At 70.3% G+C, this 15,566-nt stretch carries 14 protein-coding genes; 8 read left to right on the forward strand and 6 right to left on the reverse strand.

The window, feature by feature from the left end:
* Nucleotides 1-21: 21 nt before the first annotated feature.
* The 5 genes from KCQ71_RS22365 to KCQ71_RS22385 all read right to left on the reverse strand — a co-directional run bounded on the left by KCQ71_RS22365 (nucleotide 22) and on the right by KCQ71_RS22385 (nucleotide 7,026).
* Nucleotides 22-2,580 (reverse strand): alpha-L-rhamnosidase, encoded by a 2,559-nt coding sequence (locus KCQ71_RS22365; protein WP_223410544.1) that lies wholly within the window; start codon nucleotides 2,578-2,580, stop codon nucleotides 22-24.
* A gap of 61 nt (nucleotides 2,581-2,641) precedes the next feature.
* The gene (locus KCQ71_RS22370) at nucleotides 2,642-3,553 is read right to left on the reverse strand and encodes a carbohydrate ABC transporter permease (RefSeq protein ID WP_223410546.1); all 912 of its coding nucleotides are present in this window, start codon (nucleotides 3,551-3,553) and stop codon (nucleotides 2,642-2,644) included.
* A complete protein-coding gene (locus KCQ71_RS22375) occupies nucleotides 3,550-4,515 on the reverse strand; it encodes a carbohydrate ABC transporter permease (RefSeq protein ID WP_223410548.1) in 966 nt (321 codons plus the stop codon). Before KCQ71_RS22375 ends, KCQ71_RS22370 begins: the two co-directional genes overlap by 4 nt.
* A complete protein-coding gene (locus KCQ71_RS22380; protein WP_223410550.1) occupies nucleotides 4,512-5,945 on the reverse strand; it encodes an extracellular solute-binding protein in 1,434 nt (477 codons plus the stop codon). Before KCQ71_RS22380 ends, KCQ71_RS22375 begins: the two co-directional genes overlap by 4 nt.
* A gap of 172 nt (nucleotides 5,946-6,117) precedes the next feature.
* Complete coding sequence (locus KCQ71_RS22385; RefSeq protein WP_223410552.1) at nucleotides 6,118-7,026, reverse strand: AraC family transcriptional regulator; 909 nt, start codon at nucleotides 7,024-7,026, stop codon at nucleotides 6,118-6,120.
* A gap of 173 nt (nucleotides 7,027-7,199) precedes the next feature.
* Here KCQ71_RS22385 and KCQ71_RS22390 point away from each other — a divergent pair, with 173 nt between their 5' ends.
* Genes KCQ71_RS22390 through KCQ71_RS22400 form a run of 3 tightly spaced genes read left to right on the forward strand, consistent with a single transcriptional unit; the run spans nucleotide 7,200 to nucleotide 9,749 of the window.
* Nucleotides 7,200-7,388 carry a ferredoxin gene (locus KCQ71_RS22390; protein WP_223410554.1) on the forward strand — a complete coding sequence of 63 codons (189 nt, stop codon included), beginning with the start codon at nucleotides 7,200-7,202 and terminating at the stop codon, nucleotides 7,386-7,388.
* 4 nt (nucleotides 7,389-7,392) lie between these two features.
* The gene (locus tag KCQ71_RS22395; protein ID WP_223410556.1) at nucleotides 7,393-8,553 is read left to right on the forward strand and encodes an FAD-dependent oxidoreductase; all 1,161 of its coding nucleotides are present in this window, start codon (nucleotides 7,393-7,395) and stop codon (nucleotides 8,551-8,553) included.
* A complete protein-coding gene (locus KCQ71_RS22400) occupies nucleotides 8,550-9,749 on the forward strand; it encodes a cytochrome P450 (protein ID WP_223410567.1) in 1,200 nt (399 codons plus the stop codon). The genes KCQ71_RS22395 and KCQ71_RS22400 overlap by 4 nt, the downstream gene beginning before the upstream one ends.
* Before the next feature lie 63 nt (nucleotides 9,750-9,812).
* Here the strand turns inward: KCQ71_RS22400 and KCQ71_RS22405 are convergent, their stop codons facing one another.
* Complete coding sequence (locus KCQ71_RS22405) at nucleotides 9,813-10,598, reverse strand: DUF899 family protein (protein WP_223410569.1); 786 nt, start codon at nucleotides 10,596-10,598, stop codon at nucleotides 9,813-9,815.
* Between the two features lie 210 nt (nucleotides 10,599-10,808).
* Here KCQ71_RS22405 and KCQ71_RS22410 point away from each other — a divergent pair, with 210 nt between their 5' ends.
* The 5 genes from KCQ71_RS22410 to trxA all read left to right on the forward strand — a co-directional run bounded on the left by KCQ71_RS22410 (nucleotide 10,809) and on the right by trxA (nucleotide 15,426).
* Nucleotides 10,809-11,453: a TetR/AcrR family transcriptional regulator gene (locus tag KCQ71_RS22410; RefSeq protein ID WP_223410571.1), complete on the forward strand. Its 645-nt coding sequence runs from the start codon at nucleotides 10,809-10,811 to the stop codon at nucleotides 11,451-11,453.
* Between the two features lie 20 nt (nucleotides 11,454-11,473).
* Entirely contained in the window at nucleotides 11,474-13,870 is a 2,397-nt protein-coding gene (locus KCQ71_RS22415; RefSeq protein WP_223410573.1) for an MMPL family transporter, read from the forward strand.
* A 95-nt stretch (nucleotides 13,871-13,965) separates the two neighbouring features.
* The gene (locus KCQ71_RS22420) at nucleotides 13,966-14,646 is read left to right on the forward strand and encodes an arsenate reductase/protein-tyrosine-phosphatase family protein (protein WP_223410575.1); all 681 of its coding nucleotides are present in this window, start codon (nucleotides 13,966-13,968) and stop codon (nucleotides 14,644-14,646) included.
* Nucleotides 14,647-14,677: 31 nt separating this feature from the next.
* Nucleotides 14,678-15,100: an arsenate reductase ArsC gene (locus KCQ71_RS22425; protein ID WP_223410577.1), complete on the forward strand. Its 423-nt coding sequence runs from the start codon at nucleotides 14,678-14,680 to the stop codon at nucleotides 15,098-15,100.
* 2 nt (nucleotides 15,101-15,102) lie between these two features.
* Nucleotides 15,103-15,426, forward strand: coding sequence for a thioredoxin (gene trxA, locus KCQ71_RS22430; protein WP_223410579.1), 324 nt, complete (start codon nucleotides 15,103-15,105; stop codon nucleotides 15,424-15,426).
* Nucleotides 15,427-15,566: the final 140 nt, after the last annotated feature.

The raw sequence follows: 15,566 nt of genomic DNA on the forward strand, positions 1-15,566 counted from the left end.
GACCGACGGCATGCCCGTGCTTCAGACGGGGCTGCGCCACGCGACATCGAAGGTGTGCCGACCCGGACCGACCTGCGCCGGAACGTCGTCGTCGGTGGGCAGCGCGATCGTTGCGGTGCTGCCGGAAGGCACCGTGACGCCGACGACGAGGCGCCCTTCACGCAGCACCCAGGACACCGCCGCCTCGCCGTACGGTGTCAGCAGGCGCGCCGACGCTCGGGTGAGGTCGCCTGTCACCAGCGGCGCGACGGCGATCTCCCGGTACCCGGGCGCGGCGGGTGCCAGTCCGGCGACCGACCGGTACAGCCAGTCGGCCACCGCCCCGTAGGCGTAGTGGTTGAACGACGTCATCCCGCTCGGGTTGATCGTGCCGTCCTCCAGCAGCGAGTCCCACCGCTCCCAGATCGTGGTGGCGCCCATCGAGACCGAGTACAGCCACGATGGGTTGCCGCGCTGCAGCAGCATCCGGTGAGCGAGGTCAGGGCGACCGGCGAGGCAGAGGGCGTCGAGGATCACGGGCGTGCCGAGGAACCCGGTCGAGACGTGCGCGTCGGCCTCCTCGACAAGCTCGGCGAGTCGGCGCCCGGCGCCCGCGCGCTCCTCGTCGGTGCCGAGCAGGTCGTAGGCGAGCGCGAGGGAGTAGACGGTCTGGCAGTCGCTGAGGACGTGACCGTCGGCGCGCACGTACGCCTCCCGGAAGGCCGCGCGGACCGCGTCGGCTCGCTCGGTGTGCGAGGCGGCGTCGTCGTGCTTGCCGAGCACCCGTGCGGTCCGAGCGACGAGGTCGAGGGTCCGCACGAGGTAGGCGGTCGCGACCACGCCCTTGTCGGCCTTGGCCGCGGCGGCGTCCTCCGGCGGTGCGGTCGGGTCGAGCCAGTCGCCGTACTGGAATCCGGTGTCCCACAGGCGGGACTCGCCCGCCGCCGCGTACTCGGCGGCGGCCCAGGCCGTCATCGACGGGTACTGCGTCTCGAGCACCGCGAGATCGCCGTAGCGCTCGTACAGGACCCATGGCACGACGACGGCCGCGTCGCTCCACCCGGCGGCGAACTGGCTGTCGACATCCGGCACGAGCACGTCGGGGATGACGACCGGCACGGTTCCGTCGGCGCGCTGGTCGGCGGCGAGGTCCCGCAGCCAGGAGGTGAGGAAGCCACGGACGTCGCAGAGCGTGGCCGCCGTCGGTGCGAACACCTGCAGGTCACCGGTCCACCCCAGCCGCTCGTCGCGCTGCGGGCAGTCGGTGGGGACGTCCACGAAGTTGCCTCGCATGCCCCACACGACGTTCTCGTGGAGGCGGTTGACCTCGGGATCGCTGCATTCGAACCAGCCGATGCGGTTGAGGTCCGAGCTGATGACCGCCGCCTCCAGCTCGATGTCCTCGAGCGCGATGCCCTCGATCTCGGCGTACCGAAAGCCGTGGAAGGTGAGCGTCGGCTCCAGGACCAGCGGCTCCTCGGGTCCTACGGCGGGGAGCGTCCACACGTCCTCGGCGCGAGCCTTGCGCAGCGGCCGGGTGCCGAGCTCGCCGTGCTCGATCACCTCCGCGTGCCGCACCCTCAGCTGCTGACCGTCGGCGGCGCGCAGCACCCGGATCCGCAGCCAGCCGACGAGGTTCTGGCCGAAGTCGACCAGCTGCGCGCCGCTGGGTGAGCGCCAGTTGCCCAGCGGGGAGAGCGTACCGACCTCGCGCACGTCCGGACCGAGCGCCGGCTCGAGCGCGGGCACATCGTCGAGGACGTCGACGGCGCCGCTGGCCTGCGCTGCCGTCTCGAGCGCACCGGGCCGCCGCAGGTCGGTGGTCTGGCCGCCGTACAGGTCGTCGGCGAGCACCCCGGTGGCAGCGGCGCGCCAGTCCGGGCCGGTGCCGTGGACGATCCGTTCGCCGCTTGCGGTCTCGATCTCCAGTTGCGCCTGCACCCCGATCCGGTCGCCGTAGCAGAGCCGCAGGTCCCAGGTGAGCTCACCGCGGTACCAGCCGTTGCCCAGGACGGCGGCGACCCGGGCCCGTGGGCCGGCCGCCAGCAGGTGGTCGGTGACGTCGTGGACGCGGTGCTCGAGGCGGTGCCGGTAGGCGTTCCACCCGGGGGCGAGGTAGTCCTCGCCGACGCGTCGGTCACCGATCCAGACGGTCGCGGTGCCCAGCGCGGTCAGGTAGAGCCGCGCGCTGACGACGTCGTCGGGGATGTCGATCTCGGTGGTGAGGACCGGCGCCGGGTCGCCGGCGGCGTGACCCTCGCGAGGGGAGATCATGCGTGCCTGCCAGTCCGAGGCGTCCAGCAGCGAGGCCTCGGCGATGACCGGCTCGGACCACCCACCCCAGCCATCGGCCGCGCGCGTGCGCACCCGGACCTCCACCTGCTCGCGCGAGGCGAGTGGCTCGAAGGGCCAGGCGACGAGGACCGACTCGTCGCCGTCGTGCTCGCTACGACGCACGGTCCCGTCGACGGCCGTGACCTCCACGGCGTAGCCGGTCTGGGCGGGCGAGCCCGGCGGGATCGTCCAGGACAGCCGGGGGCTCCCGGTCGGCAGCGCAGGTGCGGTCAGGTCGTGCTCGAGCGTGAGGAAAGGGGAGGACATGTTTCTCCGGTCGGGGTGGGGTCGTCTGCTGGGCGGGTCGGGAACGAGCTGGCGGGTGGTGCTACTCCTTGATGCCGCTCATGGTGATGCCCTGGATGAAGGTGCGCTGTGCGAAGAAGAACAGCACGATCACCGGGAGCAGGATCAGGGTGCTCACGGCCATCAGCGGTCCGAGTGCGGTGTCGCCCTCCGCGCCCTGGAAGAACGTCAGCCCGAGCGAGAGCGTGTAGCTCGTGCTGTCGCTGAGGTACAGCAGCGGTCCGAGCAGGTCGCTCCAGGAGGCGAGGAACTGGAACAGGGCCACCGCCGCGAGCGCCGGCTTGCACAGCGGCAGGATGATCTGGAAGAAGATCCGCAGCTCTCCGGCGCCGTCCACGCGCGCGGCGTCCGAGAGTGTCAGCGGGATGCCGAGGAAGAACTGCCGCATCAGGAAGATGAAGAACGGCACCCCGAAGAAGTGCGGCACGATCAGTGGCAGGTAGGTGTCGGTCCACCCGATGGCCCGGTACGCGGTGAACAGCGGCACCATCGTCACGTAGAACGGGATCATCATCGTTGCGATGATGGTGCCGAACAGCGCGTTGCGGAACGGCCAGTCGATGCGCGAGAGCCCGTAGCCCACGAGCGCGCTCGACAGCGCCGCGCCGACCATCGAGGGGATGCAGATCAGCAGCGTGTTGACCAGGTACCGCACGAACGGGAACGCGCTGAGCCCGTAGGTGAAGTTGCCCGTGGTGATGACGTCGGGGAACCACACGATCGGGAACTGACCGATGTCGGCCGACGTCTTCAGCGCGCCGCTCACCATCCAGAAGAGCGGCATCAGGAACACGATGCTGACCACGATCAGCAGCGCGTGCTTGCCGATGGCGGCCGCCACCCGGGGCCAGACGGGCCCTCGGTTGGGGACCTTGATGGCCGTCGTCGGGGTGGCCGTCGTCGTGGTGCTCGTCGTTGTGGTGGCCGTGCTCATGCCGCACCTCCGTAGTAGACCCGTCGTCCGACCAGGCGGAACGTCAGCACCGACACCACCGCGATGATGAGGAACAGCACCCAGCCGATCGCGCTCGCATACCCGAGCTCGAAGTTGTAGAACGCCGTGCTGTACAGGTAGACGCCGGAGACCAGCGTGGAGCCGGCCGGGTCCCCGTTCGCGCCGGTGAGCACGAATGCCGGCGTGAAGTACTGGAACCCGGCGATCAGCCCCGTGACCAGCCCGAAGAGCAGGTGCGGGCTGATGAAGGGCACCGTGACATTCCGGAATCGTGCCCAGGGACCGGCGCCGTCGATCATGGCCTGCTCCTTGAGCTCGACCGGCACCCCCTGCAGGCCGGCCAGCAGGATGATCATGAGGTTGCCGACGCCCCAGAGCCCGAACAGGATCAGCGCGGGCTTGGACCAGGCCGGGTCGCTGAGCCACCCGGGCCCCTGGATCCCGACGGCGTCAAGCAGGTTGTTGAGGACGCCGTACTGGGGGTTGAGCACGTAGGACCACACGACGGCCGCGGCCACGATCGGCACGATCGAGGGCAGGAAGAAGATGACGCGGTAGATCGAGAGTCCGCGCACCCGCATGTTCAGCATCAGGGCCAGCCCGAGCGCCACGAGCAGGCCGAGCGGGACGGCGGCGATCGCCAGGATCGCGGTGTTCGACAGCGACATCCACCAGCTCGAGTCCGAGAGCAGCTGCCGGTAGTTCTCGAGCCCGACGAACCGCGAGTTGCCGCCGATCAACGAGACGTTCGTCAGGCTGTTGACCAGTGAGGTGATCACGGGCGCGAGGGTGAAGACGAGGAGCCCGACGATCGCAGGGGAGGTGAAGATCAGGCCCCATTTGAGGTTGTGCTTCTGTCGCCTGGTCCGCGGGATCCAGGAGGTTCGCTGGCGCGGCTGCGTCGTCGCGCGCGCTGCGGCGGGTGCGGTGCTGGTCATCATTCCCCGTTCGTCTCGCGGAACTCGTCCCACGCTGCATTGGTGATGTCGGAGACGCGCTGCATCGCCTGCTGCGCCGTCAACTGACCGAAGACGGCCTGCCCGACGTAGATGTCGAGCTGCTGGGACAGGACTCCCGCCACGGGGATGGTGGGGCGCACATTCTGCGCGTCCCGCAGCACCTCGGCGAAGACCCCGAGCACCGGATCGGCCTCCAGTTCCTCGAGGGCGGGCGCCTGCGCCAGGCCGGGGATGTTGGACATCTGCTCGAAGTTCTCCGTGGTCCCCTCCGGCGACGTCGTCACCCAGCGGATGAAGTCCCAGGCCGCGTCCGGGTCCCCGGCCTCGGAGGGGATGAACATGTTCCAGCCGCCGATCCAGGTGGCACTGCCGGGCTGGCCGGCGCCCTCGGCGTAGGGGAAGGGTGCCGAGCCGAGATCTATGTCGCTGTTCTCGGAGAGGTTGTTGGCGTCCCCCGCAGTCATCGGCATCAGGCCGACGTTCCCGGTGCCCAGCACCGGCAGCGAGAACCCGGGCTGCGTGACCGCGACGTTGCCTGCTCCCCCCATGCTCTCGGCGAAGTCGCAGATCCACTCCAGCGCGGTCACGACCTCCGGGTTCTCCGTGGTCACCCGGTCGTTGTCCGCGGAGACGAAGCTGGCGCCGAACGCGAACCCGATCGTGTAGAGCGAGTTGCTGTAGCCGTAGTAGTTCCACGGCATCGTGCCGATCCGGGTGATGCGGCCACCCTGCTGCTGCAGGATCGCCTCACTCATCGCGGTCAGCTCGTCGAGCGTGACGGGCGGGGCGTCCGGGTCGAGGCCGGCGTCGGCGAGCACCGCACGGTTGTAGAAGAGTGGAAAGTTCGGATCGACCATCGCCGGCATCGAGTAGACGGTCCCGGTGAGGTTCATCGCCTTCCAGATCGCAGGGTTGAAGTCCGCGGCCCCCAGACCGTCGGCGGCCAGGTACGGGCCGAGGTCGGTGACCACCCCGAGACCGGTGAGTTGCGGGTAGTGCTCGGGTAGCACGAACGCCACGTCCGGCGGGCTCTCCGCGGCGATCGACGTCAGCAGTCGCACCTGGGTGTCCGCCGTGGGCGGGGCATAGGTGATCCGGACCGCCACCTCGTCCTGGATCTCCTCGTAGAGCTGCGCCATCGCGACCCACGCCTGCCCGGCGCGTCCGCCCCACTGGTTGTACATCTCAATGGTTCGAGGGCGTCCGGGAGCAGGCTCCTTGTTGAGCGCGCCGGAGAGGTTCTCGGCCCCGACCCCGTCATCGATGACACGACAGCCTGCGAGCGCACCGGAACCGGCGACGCCGGCGACCGCGGCGAGGAGCACTGCGCGGCGGGAGAGTGCCCACGCGGGCGTGCGAGTGTGGAGAGCAGTTCTGGCGAAGGTCCGTGTGCGTGGCCAGCGATCGGTCATGGGCGCTCCTGTCAACATTGACTAGTTTTAACGCTTCAATTAGGCGTTGAGTATGCCGAGGCACAGCGCTTTCGTCAACGAATGCACCTGAACTGTGCACATGTTTGGAGCGATCGGGCGTCACTGCGCCTGCCGACGGAGCGGCCCTTCACCGGCGGGATGTCCCCGATCCTCAGTCGCTGGGCCGCGAAGCGCTCCGTGACTCGGTGCGGAACTGGCGAGGGGAGAGGCCCATGAGGCGCCGGAACGTCCGGCCGAAGTTGGAGAGGTCGTTGAAGCCGCTGATCCGGGAGATCGCGATGATCGACTCGTCCGTGGACTGCAGCAGCCCGATGGCGTAACGGATCCGCAGCCGCGCGACGTACTCGCTGGTCGAGAGCCCCACCACCTTGGTGAACCGGGACGAGAAGTAGGTCCGCTCGAGCCGGGCGCGCTCGGCGAGCGACGCGAGCGTGTGCGCCTCGCGGTAGTGATGGTCGAGCCACTCGCGGACGGCGATGACCCGCACGTCCGACGGCGACGTCGGGGCCATGGTCTTCATCAGGCCGCGTCCGATGACCGCATGGGCGCACGTCGCCAGCAGTGCGGTCCGCAGCGCCGACAGCAGGTCGAGGCTTCGCGGCTCCTCCGTCTCCCGCACGAGCAGGTCGAGCAGCGGCTCGTACCTGTCGGAGGGCCGCAGCTCGAGCTGGGCGAAGTCGGTCGTGAGGACCCCGGGTGCCGAGGGCAGCGGGATCAGTGCGGCCAGCGCCTCGTCGAGGGGTGGCCGCAACGTCGGCAACGGGTGCAGGTCGGGGTCGATGAAGACGTTGACGACCTCGAGCCCGCCCTTGTCGGTGAGGAGGCTGTGGGTCTGCCCGGTCACCGTGACCGAGACCGATGGGGCGAGGATCTGGTGCGTGGTCTCGCCCATCTGGTGCAGGCCACGACCGGAGAGCACGAACGTCAGCAGCACCACATCGAGGTGGTGCGGGCTGAACTCCTCGCTCACGAAACGTGGGTGTCGCTCGGCGGCGACTCCCACCTGGCGCAGCGTGGGGAACCGGTCACGCAGCCGGGTGGTTGGTGCTGACGCCGTCATGGCCGACCTCCTCGCCCTCTCTTGCCCAGCGGAGCACCTACGCGCTCCGCTCATCCTCGGTCGAGGATCGCTCAACACGCACCCTCATTGGCCCAACATCATCCGTGAAATGCCACTTTAGACCGCATATCGTGGCACTGACATGGCATTGGAGCAGTGAGGAGCGAAAGTTCATGGTCGAGGTCGTGGTCGACAGCGCCGCGTGTGTGGGCGCCGGGCAGTGTGCGCTGACGGCGCCGCAGGTGTTCGATCAGGATGATGACGGGATCGTCGTGCTGCTGGCCGGCGTCGTGACGGACGTCAGCGCGGTCCGGCAGGCGGCGCAGTTGTGCCCCGCACGCGCCATCACCGTGATCGGCTGAGGCGATGTCACACGTGGTCGTGGTCGGTGCCTCGGTGGGAGGGGTCACCTGCGTGCAGAGCCTGCGCGAGCTCGGCTTCGACGGCGACATCACCCTGCTGGACGCCGAGTACGGTCCGCCGTATCAGCGACCGCCGCTGTCCAAGGAGGTGCTCCTCGGTGGTGACGCCGACGACGCCGACCTCCTCGACGAGTCGGCCCTGGAGGCCATCGGAGTCGAGTTCCGTCCTGGGACGCCAGCCATCGGGCTTGATGTCGCCGGCCGCCGGGTGCGCCTGGCCCACGGTGATCTCCGCTTCGATGAACTCGTGCTCGCCACCGGCGGCGCCGCGGCCGTCCCGGCCCCGTTGACGAACCTGATCGGACGAGGCGCGCACGTGCTGCGGACCCGCACTGACGCCATCGCACTGGCCGCGGCCCTCGGTCCCGATTCCGGCCTGGCGGTGCTGGGTGGCGGGGTGCTGGGCTCGGAGATCGCCTCGGCCGCCGTCTCCCGCGGGGTGCCGACCACCCTCCTGGCGCGCCCCGCGCAGACCCTCGGTCCGCTGCGCGGCGCCCTGGCGAGGCCGCTGCTGCCGCTGCATCGCTCCCGAGGCGTCGACGTGCAGACGGACCGGACGCGGATCAGCCATGGCGCCGGCCGTTGGCGCATCGACGCCGGCGCCGCACGACTCGTCGCCGACGTCCTGGTGGTCGCGGTCGGCGTGCGCGCGGCCGCCCGCTGGCTCGCGCGGTCGTTGCCGGTGGGGCCCGACGGCGTGCGGTGCGACTGGCGCGGACGCGTTGCCCCGGGCGTGTGGGCCGTCGGCGACATCGCCGACCGCGCCGGCAGCCGGCACGACGTCTCGTACAACACGCAGGCGGCCGCCGTGGTCCAGGCCCGAGAGGTCGCCGGCGCGATCGCGGGCGACCCGCTCCGGGTGCCGGTCGTGCCGTACTTCTGGTCCGACCTGCACGGCGTCCGGGTGCAGGCAGCGGGGCGGATCCCACCGGACGCACGGATCGAACCCCTCGATCGCGACGACACCGGAGCCCCGCACGTGTTCGCCGTGGTCGACGACGACGGCACCGTGGTCGGCGCGGCCGCGTGGGGCTCGGCCCGTGGCTTCCGGCGCGCCCGCACGATGCTCGGCACCGCCCTCGATCAGGAAGCAGCCGCACGATGAGCCAGTGCCCGTTCGGACACGACCGGAGCACCCTGCCCGGTGACTCCATGCCGACGCGGCCCTCACCGCGCTTCAGTCAGTGGCGTCAGCACGGTGCGCTCGCGCCGCTGAGCTACCGCGACGGTCACGAGGGCATGATCGTCACCCGGTACGACGAGGCGCGGGCCGTGCTGACCGATCCCCGGTTCAGTCAGCAGCCGCAGCGGATGCCGCGCAGCGACGGCCCGATCGAGGATGGCGTGCCGGCCGGACCGCTGGACGAGGAGGGCGTGCTCGCCGACCGAAGCGCCGGCATCCTCGGCCTCGACGGCCCGCCGCACCTGCGGTTGCGGCGGGCGATCACGCGGCGGTTCTCCGTGCGGTCGGCACGCTCGCATCGGCCCCGGATCGCCGAGATCGTCGCCGAACAGCTCGAGGTGATGATCGCCGCCGGGCCCGGGGCGGACCTGCTGGCGCTGTACGCCGAGCCGATCTCGATCCGGGTGCATGCCCTGGTACTGGGCGTGGCCGACCATCTGCTGGAACGGTACGCGCAGGACTACGTGCACGGCGCTCCGCGCCAGCAACAGCGCGACCTGCTGCGGGAGGCGGTGGCCTACCGCAGCGAGAACCCTGGCGACGACGTGATCAGCGACCTGCTCGGCAACGACGACCTCTCGGACGCCGAGGTCGAGGGGCTTGTGCATATGTTGAGCACGTCCGGCCGCGACACCGTGGCCTACATGATCTCGACCGGTACGGTCGCACTGCTCGACGAACCCGACCAGTACCACCTGCTCGTGCAGGACCCGGAGCGGGTGCCCGCGGCGGTCGAGGAGATCGTGCGTTTCTGCACCATGTTCCTGACCGTGTTCCCTCGCACCGCGACCCAGCCGGTTACGGTCGGCGACCGGGTCGTCGAGGCGGGGACGACCGTCTCGGTCTCGACGGTCTCGGCGAACCGTGACGAGCGCCGGTTCGGCGACGCGGACGTGCTCGACGTCCTGCGGGATGCGCGCGGCCATCTCGCCTTCGGTGACGGCCCGCACGGCTGCGTCGGCCAGCAGCTCGCCCGCGTCGAACTCGACGAGGCGTTCCGCGCTCTCGTCACGCGGCTTCCGGGCCTGCGGCTCGTCTCGACGGGACTGCACCAGCCCAGCCCGTTGGCGCACCCGGTGGCCACCTATGCGGCCCGGGCGGTCATCGTGGGCTGGTGACCGCGGCCGAGCCGCGACTCGGTCGGCACGGCTGGCCAGGCCCCCGGCGCTGTCGTGCGCCTCCTAGTGGTGGTGCCCGTGCCTGCCGAGGGTGTCCACGGGACCGGCGCCGGGGCGAGTCCACTGCGGAACCGGGCGGCTGGTGCCGTCCCACGTGGCGTTCCCGTCGGAGTCCGCGCGCCAGTACCAGCACGCGTGCTGCCCCTCGGGCCAGCCGTCGGGGCTGTCCTCCCACGCCTCGCCGCGGCCGTACGCAGTCATGTCGAGCAGCTGGAACGGACCGGCCACCTCGTTGCCCCGGCCGGTCGTGGAGTAGGTGAGGTAGACCCGGTCGCCGTCGCGCAGGAAGAAGGTGAGGTTTCCCATGTCTCCGCCGATCGGAGCGTCCAAGCCATGCACCGAGTACCAGGGCTGGGTGTAGCCCATGAACGCGACATAGGGGGCCACCTCCTCCCACACGCCGGTGGTCACGATGGCCATCGAGACGCCGCGGGCGTTGAGATAGACGGCGTCCTGCAGGTGCCAGGCGGCAACGGTGCAGCCCTCGCACTGCCCCTGGTGCAGTGCTCCGTCGTGCCACATGTGCTGGTAGACCATGAGCTCGTCACGGCCGGCGAACAGGTCCAGGAACGGCACCGGGCCATCCGGGCCGGTGACCTCGACGGTGCCGTCGACCTCCACCATGGGCAGCCGGCGACGGGCCGCGGCGATCGCGTCACCGGCATGGGTGTGGGCCTTCTCGCGGGCCAGGAGCTCGTCCCTGGCGGCCTGCCAGGTGGTCATGTCGACGACGGGCGGGTGGCCTGGCTGCTCGGCCGTGGTGGCGGTGCGCTCTGGGGTGGTGCTCATGAGGTTCTCCGTGATCTCTGGTGCCGGTCGATGGCGCGCGGCTGCCCTCCGCCGCTCACCCGGAACAGACTTCCCGCCCGGCCGGAACTCATCGCCACCGCGTCGACACGCCGCTCTCGACGTGCGGGCGCAGGTTCCGTGGTCAAGGTCACAGGACGGTCGACCCACGTTTCATTGCACTGAGTGCATCGGTGCACTTAGTGTCATCAAGTGCTTCGGATCCCACCCGGCGGCGACCGCCGCGCCGCGCTCAAGGCGCGTCACCGCCGCGCAATCATCGACGCGGCTGCCGCCCTGATCGACGAGACCGGGGTCGCCACGTTCACGGTGGACGAGCTGGCGGCACGCGCGGACGTCTCCCGCCGCACGGTCTTCAACCACTTCGCCTCGATCGACGAGATCGTCACCACTGTCTGCAGCGAGGTGCTCGGCGGGCTCCTGGACGAGTTCACCGCGCGGACCCCCACCACGGCCACCGGCGACATGTTCGACGAGGTCGTCGAAGTGCTTCGGGCCACCGATCTGGTGCCGCCGATGGCGTATCTGACCCGGGTGATCGGGATGGAGGATCCGGTCGCCTCCCCCCGCCAGGCCGTGATGCTGCTGAGCACGTTCACCGACATCAGCGAGCGGCTCTCGGAGGAACTCACCCGCCGCCACCCCCAGACCGAGCTGCTCGACATCCATCTCATGGTGAGCGCGCTCTTCGGCGGTCTCGTGGTGCTGCACCGGTACTGGTTCGAGGCCACCGCGGCCGCCGTGGACGACGAGTCCCGACGCATCTGGTCGGAACTGCTCGAAAGACTCATCGCCGCGACCCGCAACGGCCACCGCTCCACCGACACATCCAGCTGACTACGAGCTCAAGGAACCCCATGGCTGAACTCCTCTATCGCCTCGGCCGCTTCGCGGCGCGCCGGGCCCGCACCGTGATCGCAGTCTGGCTCGCCATCCTGGTGATCGCCGGCGGCGCGTTCGCGGTGGCGGGCGGCACCCTCGCGACCAGCATCTCCATCCCCGGAACCCCGACCACCACGGTCACCGACCGGCTCGCGGACGAGTTCCCCGAAGCCTCCGGCGGCACCGGCACGGTCGTGCTGCAGACCGAGGACGGAAGCCCGTTCACCGCCGAGCAGCTCGTCCAGATCGAGGAGCTGCTCGCCGAGGCGAGCGCCGTCGACGGCGTCACGACCGTGATCGACCCGTTCGTCACCGAGGAGCAGCGCGCCGCCCAGCAGGCCGAGATCGAGGGCGGTCTCGCCCAGCTCGAACTGGCCGCGGCGCAGGGCGAGACCCCCGAGCTCGCGGCCCAGCGCGCCGGCCTGGAGATGGGTGCGGCGCTGCTCGAGATGGCCGCCGAGACCCGCCAGGTGGCCTCCGACGGCGCGACCGCGCTCGCCACGATCGCGTTCGAGGATCCGCAGCTGTCCATCCCGCAGGAGACCAAGGACGCCGTGGTCGAGGTGTTCGACGAATCGATCGACGGCGTCACCATCGACCTCTCCTCCGACATCACCCAGGGCATCCCGGAGCTGTTCGGCGTCGGCGAGGTGCTCGGCCTGCTGGTCGCCGCCATCGTCCTGATCGTCATGCTCGGCACGCTCATCGGTGCCGGACTACCGATCCTCACCGCGCTGATCGGCGTGGGCATCGGCGCGCTCGCGTCGCTGTCCCTGTCCGGCGTGGTCGAGATGGTGTCCGTCACCCCGGTGCTCGGACTCATGCTCGGTCTCGCGGTCGGCATCGACTATTCCCTGTTCATCATCAACCGGCACCGCCGCCAGCTCAAGCACGGCGAGGACCTGCACTCCTCGATCGGGCTCGCGAACGGCACCTCCGGCAACGCGGTCGTGTTCGCCGGCGCAACCGTGCTGATCGCGCTGCTGGCGCTGAACATCACCGGGATCCCGTTCCTCGGCCTGATGGGCACCGTCGGCGCGTTCTGCATCCTGGTCGCGGTGCTCATCGCGATCACGCTGACCCCGGCGCTGCTCGGACTGGTCGGCACCCGCATCCTCTCCCGCAAGGAGCGGGCCGCGCTCGCCGCCGGTACCGAGAACGGCACCACTCCGGCCGCCCCCGCCGCACCGCAGCCGATGTCCACCGCCCGGGCCATCGGTCGCGTGGTGATCGGGATCGCGGCGCTGGTGATCATCGCCCTGCCCGCGCTCGACCTGCGCCTGAACCTGCCCGACGGTTCCACGGAGTCAGCCGACTCCACGCAGTACCGCGCCTACACGACCATCGCCGAGGAGTTCGGCGAAGGCCGCAACGGCACGCTGCTCGTCGTCGCGGACCTTCCCGAGGGCGCAGGCGAGCAGGATGCGCTGCTCGCGCAGGTCGAGATCGGCCAGGCTCTGTTCGCACAGGAGGACGTCGTCGCGGTCGCGCCGATCGGTACCTCCGAGGACTTCAGCGTCATCGCCTTCCAGGTGGTCCCCGCGGAAGGGCCGACCAGCGAGTCCACCGAGACCCTCGTCCACACCTTGCGGGACGCTTCACCGATCGAGGGCGTCTACGAGATCGGGGTGGCCGGCTCCGCGAGCGGCAACATCGACATCTCGGAGAAGCTCGCCGATGCGTTGCCGATCTACCTCGCCGTGGTGGTCGGGCTGTCCCTGCTCATCCTGATCCTGGTGTTCCGGTCGGTCTTCGTGCCGGTCATCGCCACCCTCGGGTTCATCCTGTCCTACTTCGCCGCGCTCGGCGGGGTGGTCGCGATCTACCAGTGGGGCTGGCTCGCCCCGGTCTTCGGGGTGGACAGCCCCGGCCCGATCCTGAACTTCCTGCCGACGATCCTGGTCGGCATCCTGTTCGGCTTGGCGATGGACTACATGCTGTTCCTCGGCACCGGAATGCGTGAGGCGTACGCCCACGGCGCTCCGGCGCGCGTCGCGGTGGTGCAGGGCGTGCGAGCCGGTAGGACCGTGGTCACCGCCGCCGCGATCATCATGATCTCGGTGTTCGGCGGGTTCGTGTTCTCGCACAGCGCGATGATCCGGCCGATCGGCTTCGCGCTGGCGTTCGGGGTGCTCGTCGACGCGTTCGTGGTGCGGATGCTGATCATCCCCGCCCTGATGCACCTGGCCGGCGACAAGGCCTGGTGGCTGCCCCGCTGGCTGGACCGGATCCTGCCGGACGTCGACGTCGAGGGTGCGAAGCTCGAGCGACGCCACGGCCACGACGCCGAGGTGGCCGACTCCTCCGCCGGGGACGAGGCCGGCGACGGCGACACGGACGCCGCGCGTGAGGCCGCCCCGGTCTCCGGCTGAGCCGAGCAGGAACGGTGCCCGACGGCGCCCCGCCCTTCCCAGGGCGGGGCGCCTTGGTGTTGACACCGGCATTTAGAGCAACGAGTATTGAGGCAATGAGCACTGAGCGAGTGGTCGACGTCGCGCGACGAGCGGCGCTGCATGCCGCGCTGGCGGATCCGGCGCGGCTGCAGATCGTGGACGCGCTGGCGCTGGGCGATGCTGCGCCGTCGGACCTTGCCGAACTGCTGGGCGTCGGGTCGAACCTGTTGGCCCATCACCTGAAGGTCCTCGAGCGGGAGCGCATGGTGGTCCGGACCCGGTCGGAGGGGGACGGGCGCCGGTGGTACGTGCGCCTGGTGCCGGACACCCTGACCGCGTTGCAGGTGCGGCCGGTGCGGGAGGTCGCGCGGGTGCTGTTCGTGTGCACCGCGAACTCGGCCCGCTCGCACCTGGCCACCGCGGTGTGGCGCCAGCTCAGCACGGTTCCCACGGCTTCCGCCGGCACCCACCCCGCAGCGCGGATCGCCCCGGGTGCGACGGCTGCGGCCCGGCGCCACGGCCTGGACCTGCCGGCCATCACCCCCCAGCACGTCGAGGCCGTCCGGGCACGCGACGACCTGGTGGTCACGGTCTGCGACCGGGCGCACGAGGAACTGCGCATCCCCGTCGACGTGCACTGGTCGGTGCCCGACCCGATCGGCCCGGGCACCCCGGCCGCGTTCGACGACGCCCTGGCCGACCTGGAGCGTCGCGCGAGCGCCCTCGCAGCCCACCTGGCCCCGCTACCGGCCTGACCTCACCCGCCACCCGAAGGAAGTCACCACGATGACCGACCGTCCCAGTGTCATGTTCGTCTGCGTGCACAACGCGGGCCGCTCCCAGATGGCGGCCGCCTGGCTGTCCCATCTGTCCGGCGGCGCGATCGAGGTCCGCTCGGCCGGGTCCGCGCCGGCCGACCAGATCAACCCCTCGGCGGTGGCGGCCATGGCCGAGGTCGGGATCGACATCGCCGCCGAGCAGCCGAAGGTCCTGACCACCGAGGCCGTGCGGGCCTCGGACGTGGTCATCACCATGGGCTGCGGGGACGCCTGCCCGATCTTCCCGGGCAAGCGGTACGAGGACTGGGAATTGGAGGACCCGGCCGGCAAGAGCGTGGCGGCCGTGCGCCCGGTGCGCGATGAGATCAGGCGCCGCGTCGAAGAACTGATCGCCAGCCTGCAGCCCACGAGTACCAACCACAAGGAGTGAGCATGAGCGACGTCATTGCCGTCACCGACACCACGTTCGACAAGGAGGTGCTGGACTCCGACAAGCCGGTGCTCGTCGATATCTGGGCCACCTGGTGCGCGCCCTGCCGACGCACCGAGCCCATCATCGAAGAACTCGCCACCGAGCATGGGGACCGGATCAAGTTCGTCAAGCTCGACGCCGACGCGAACCCCGAGACGTTGGCGAAGTACGGGGTCGTCTCCATTCCGACCTTCAACCTCTACGTCGGTGGCGAAGTCGTGAAGACCCTCGTGGGTGCCCAGACGAAGAAGACCTTCCTGGCCGAGCTCGCCGCCCACCTCTGAGCGAGATCCGACCATGCGGAGCGATCGGCGGACGTCTCGATGCGAGGGTTGCGGCCCGGTTGGGACCTCTGCGACCCTGGCCCGGCGCGGCCGGCCGCGCCGTCGGCGCGCGAGCGGTCCCGATGCCGCCCGAGCACAGG

Source organism: Occultella gossypii (assembly GCF_019947135.1).
GTDB lineage: Bacteria > Actinomycetota > Actinomycetes > Actinomycetales > Beutenbergiaceae > Occultella > Occultella gossypii.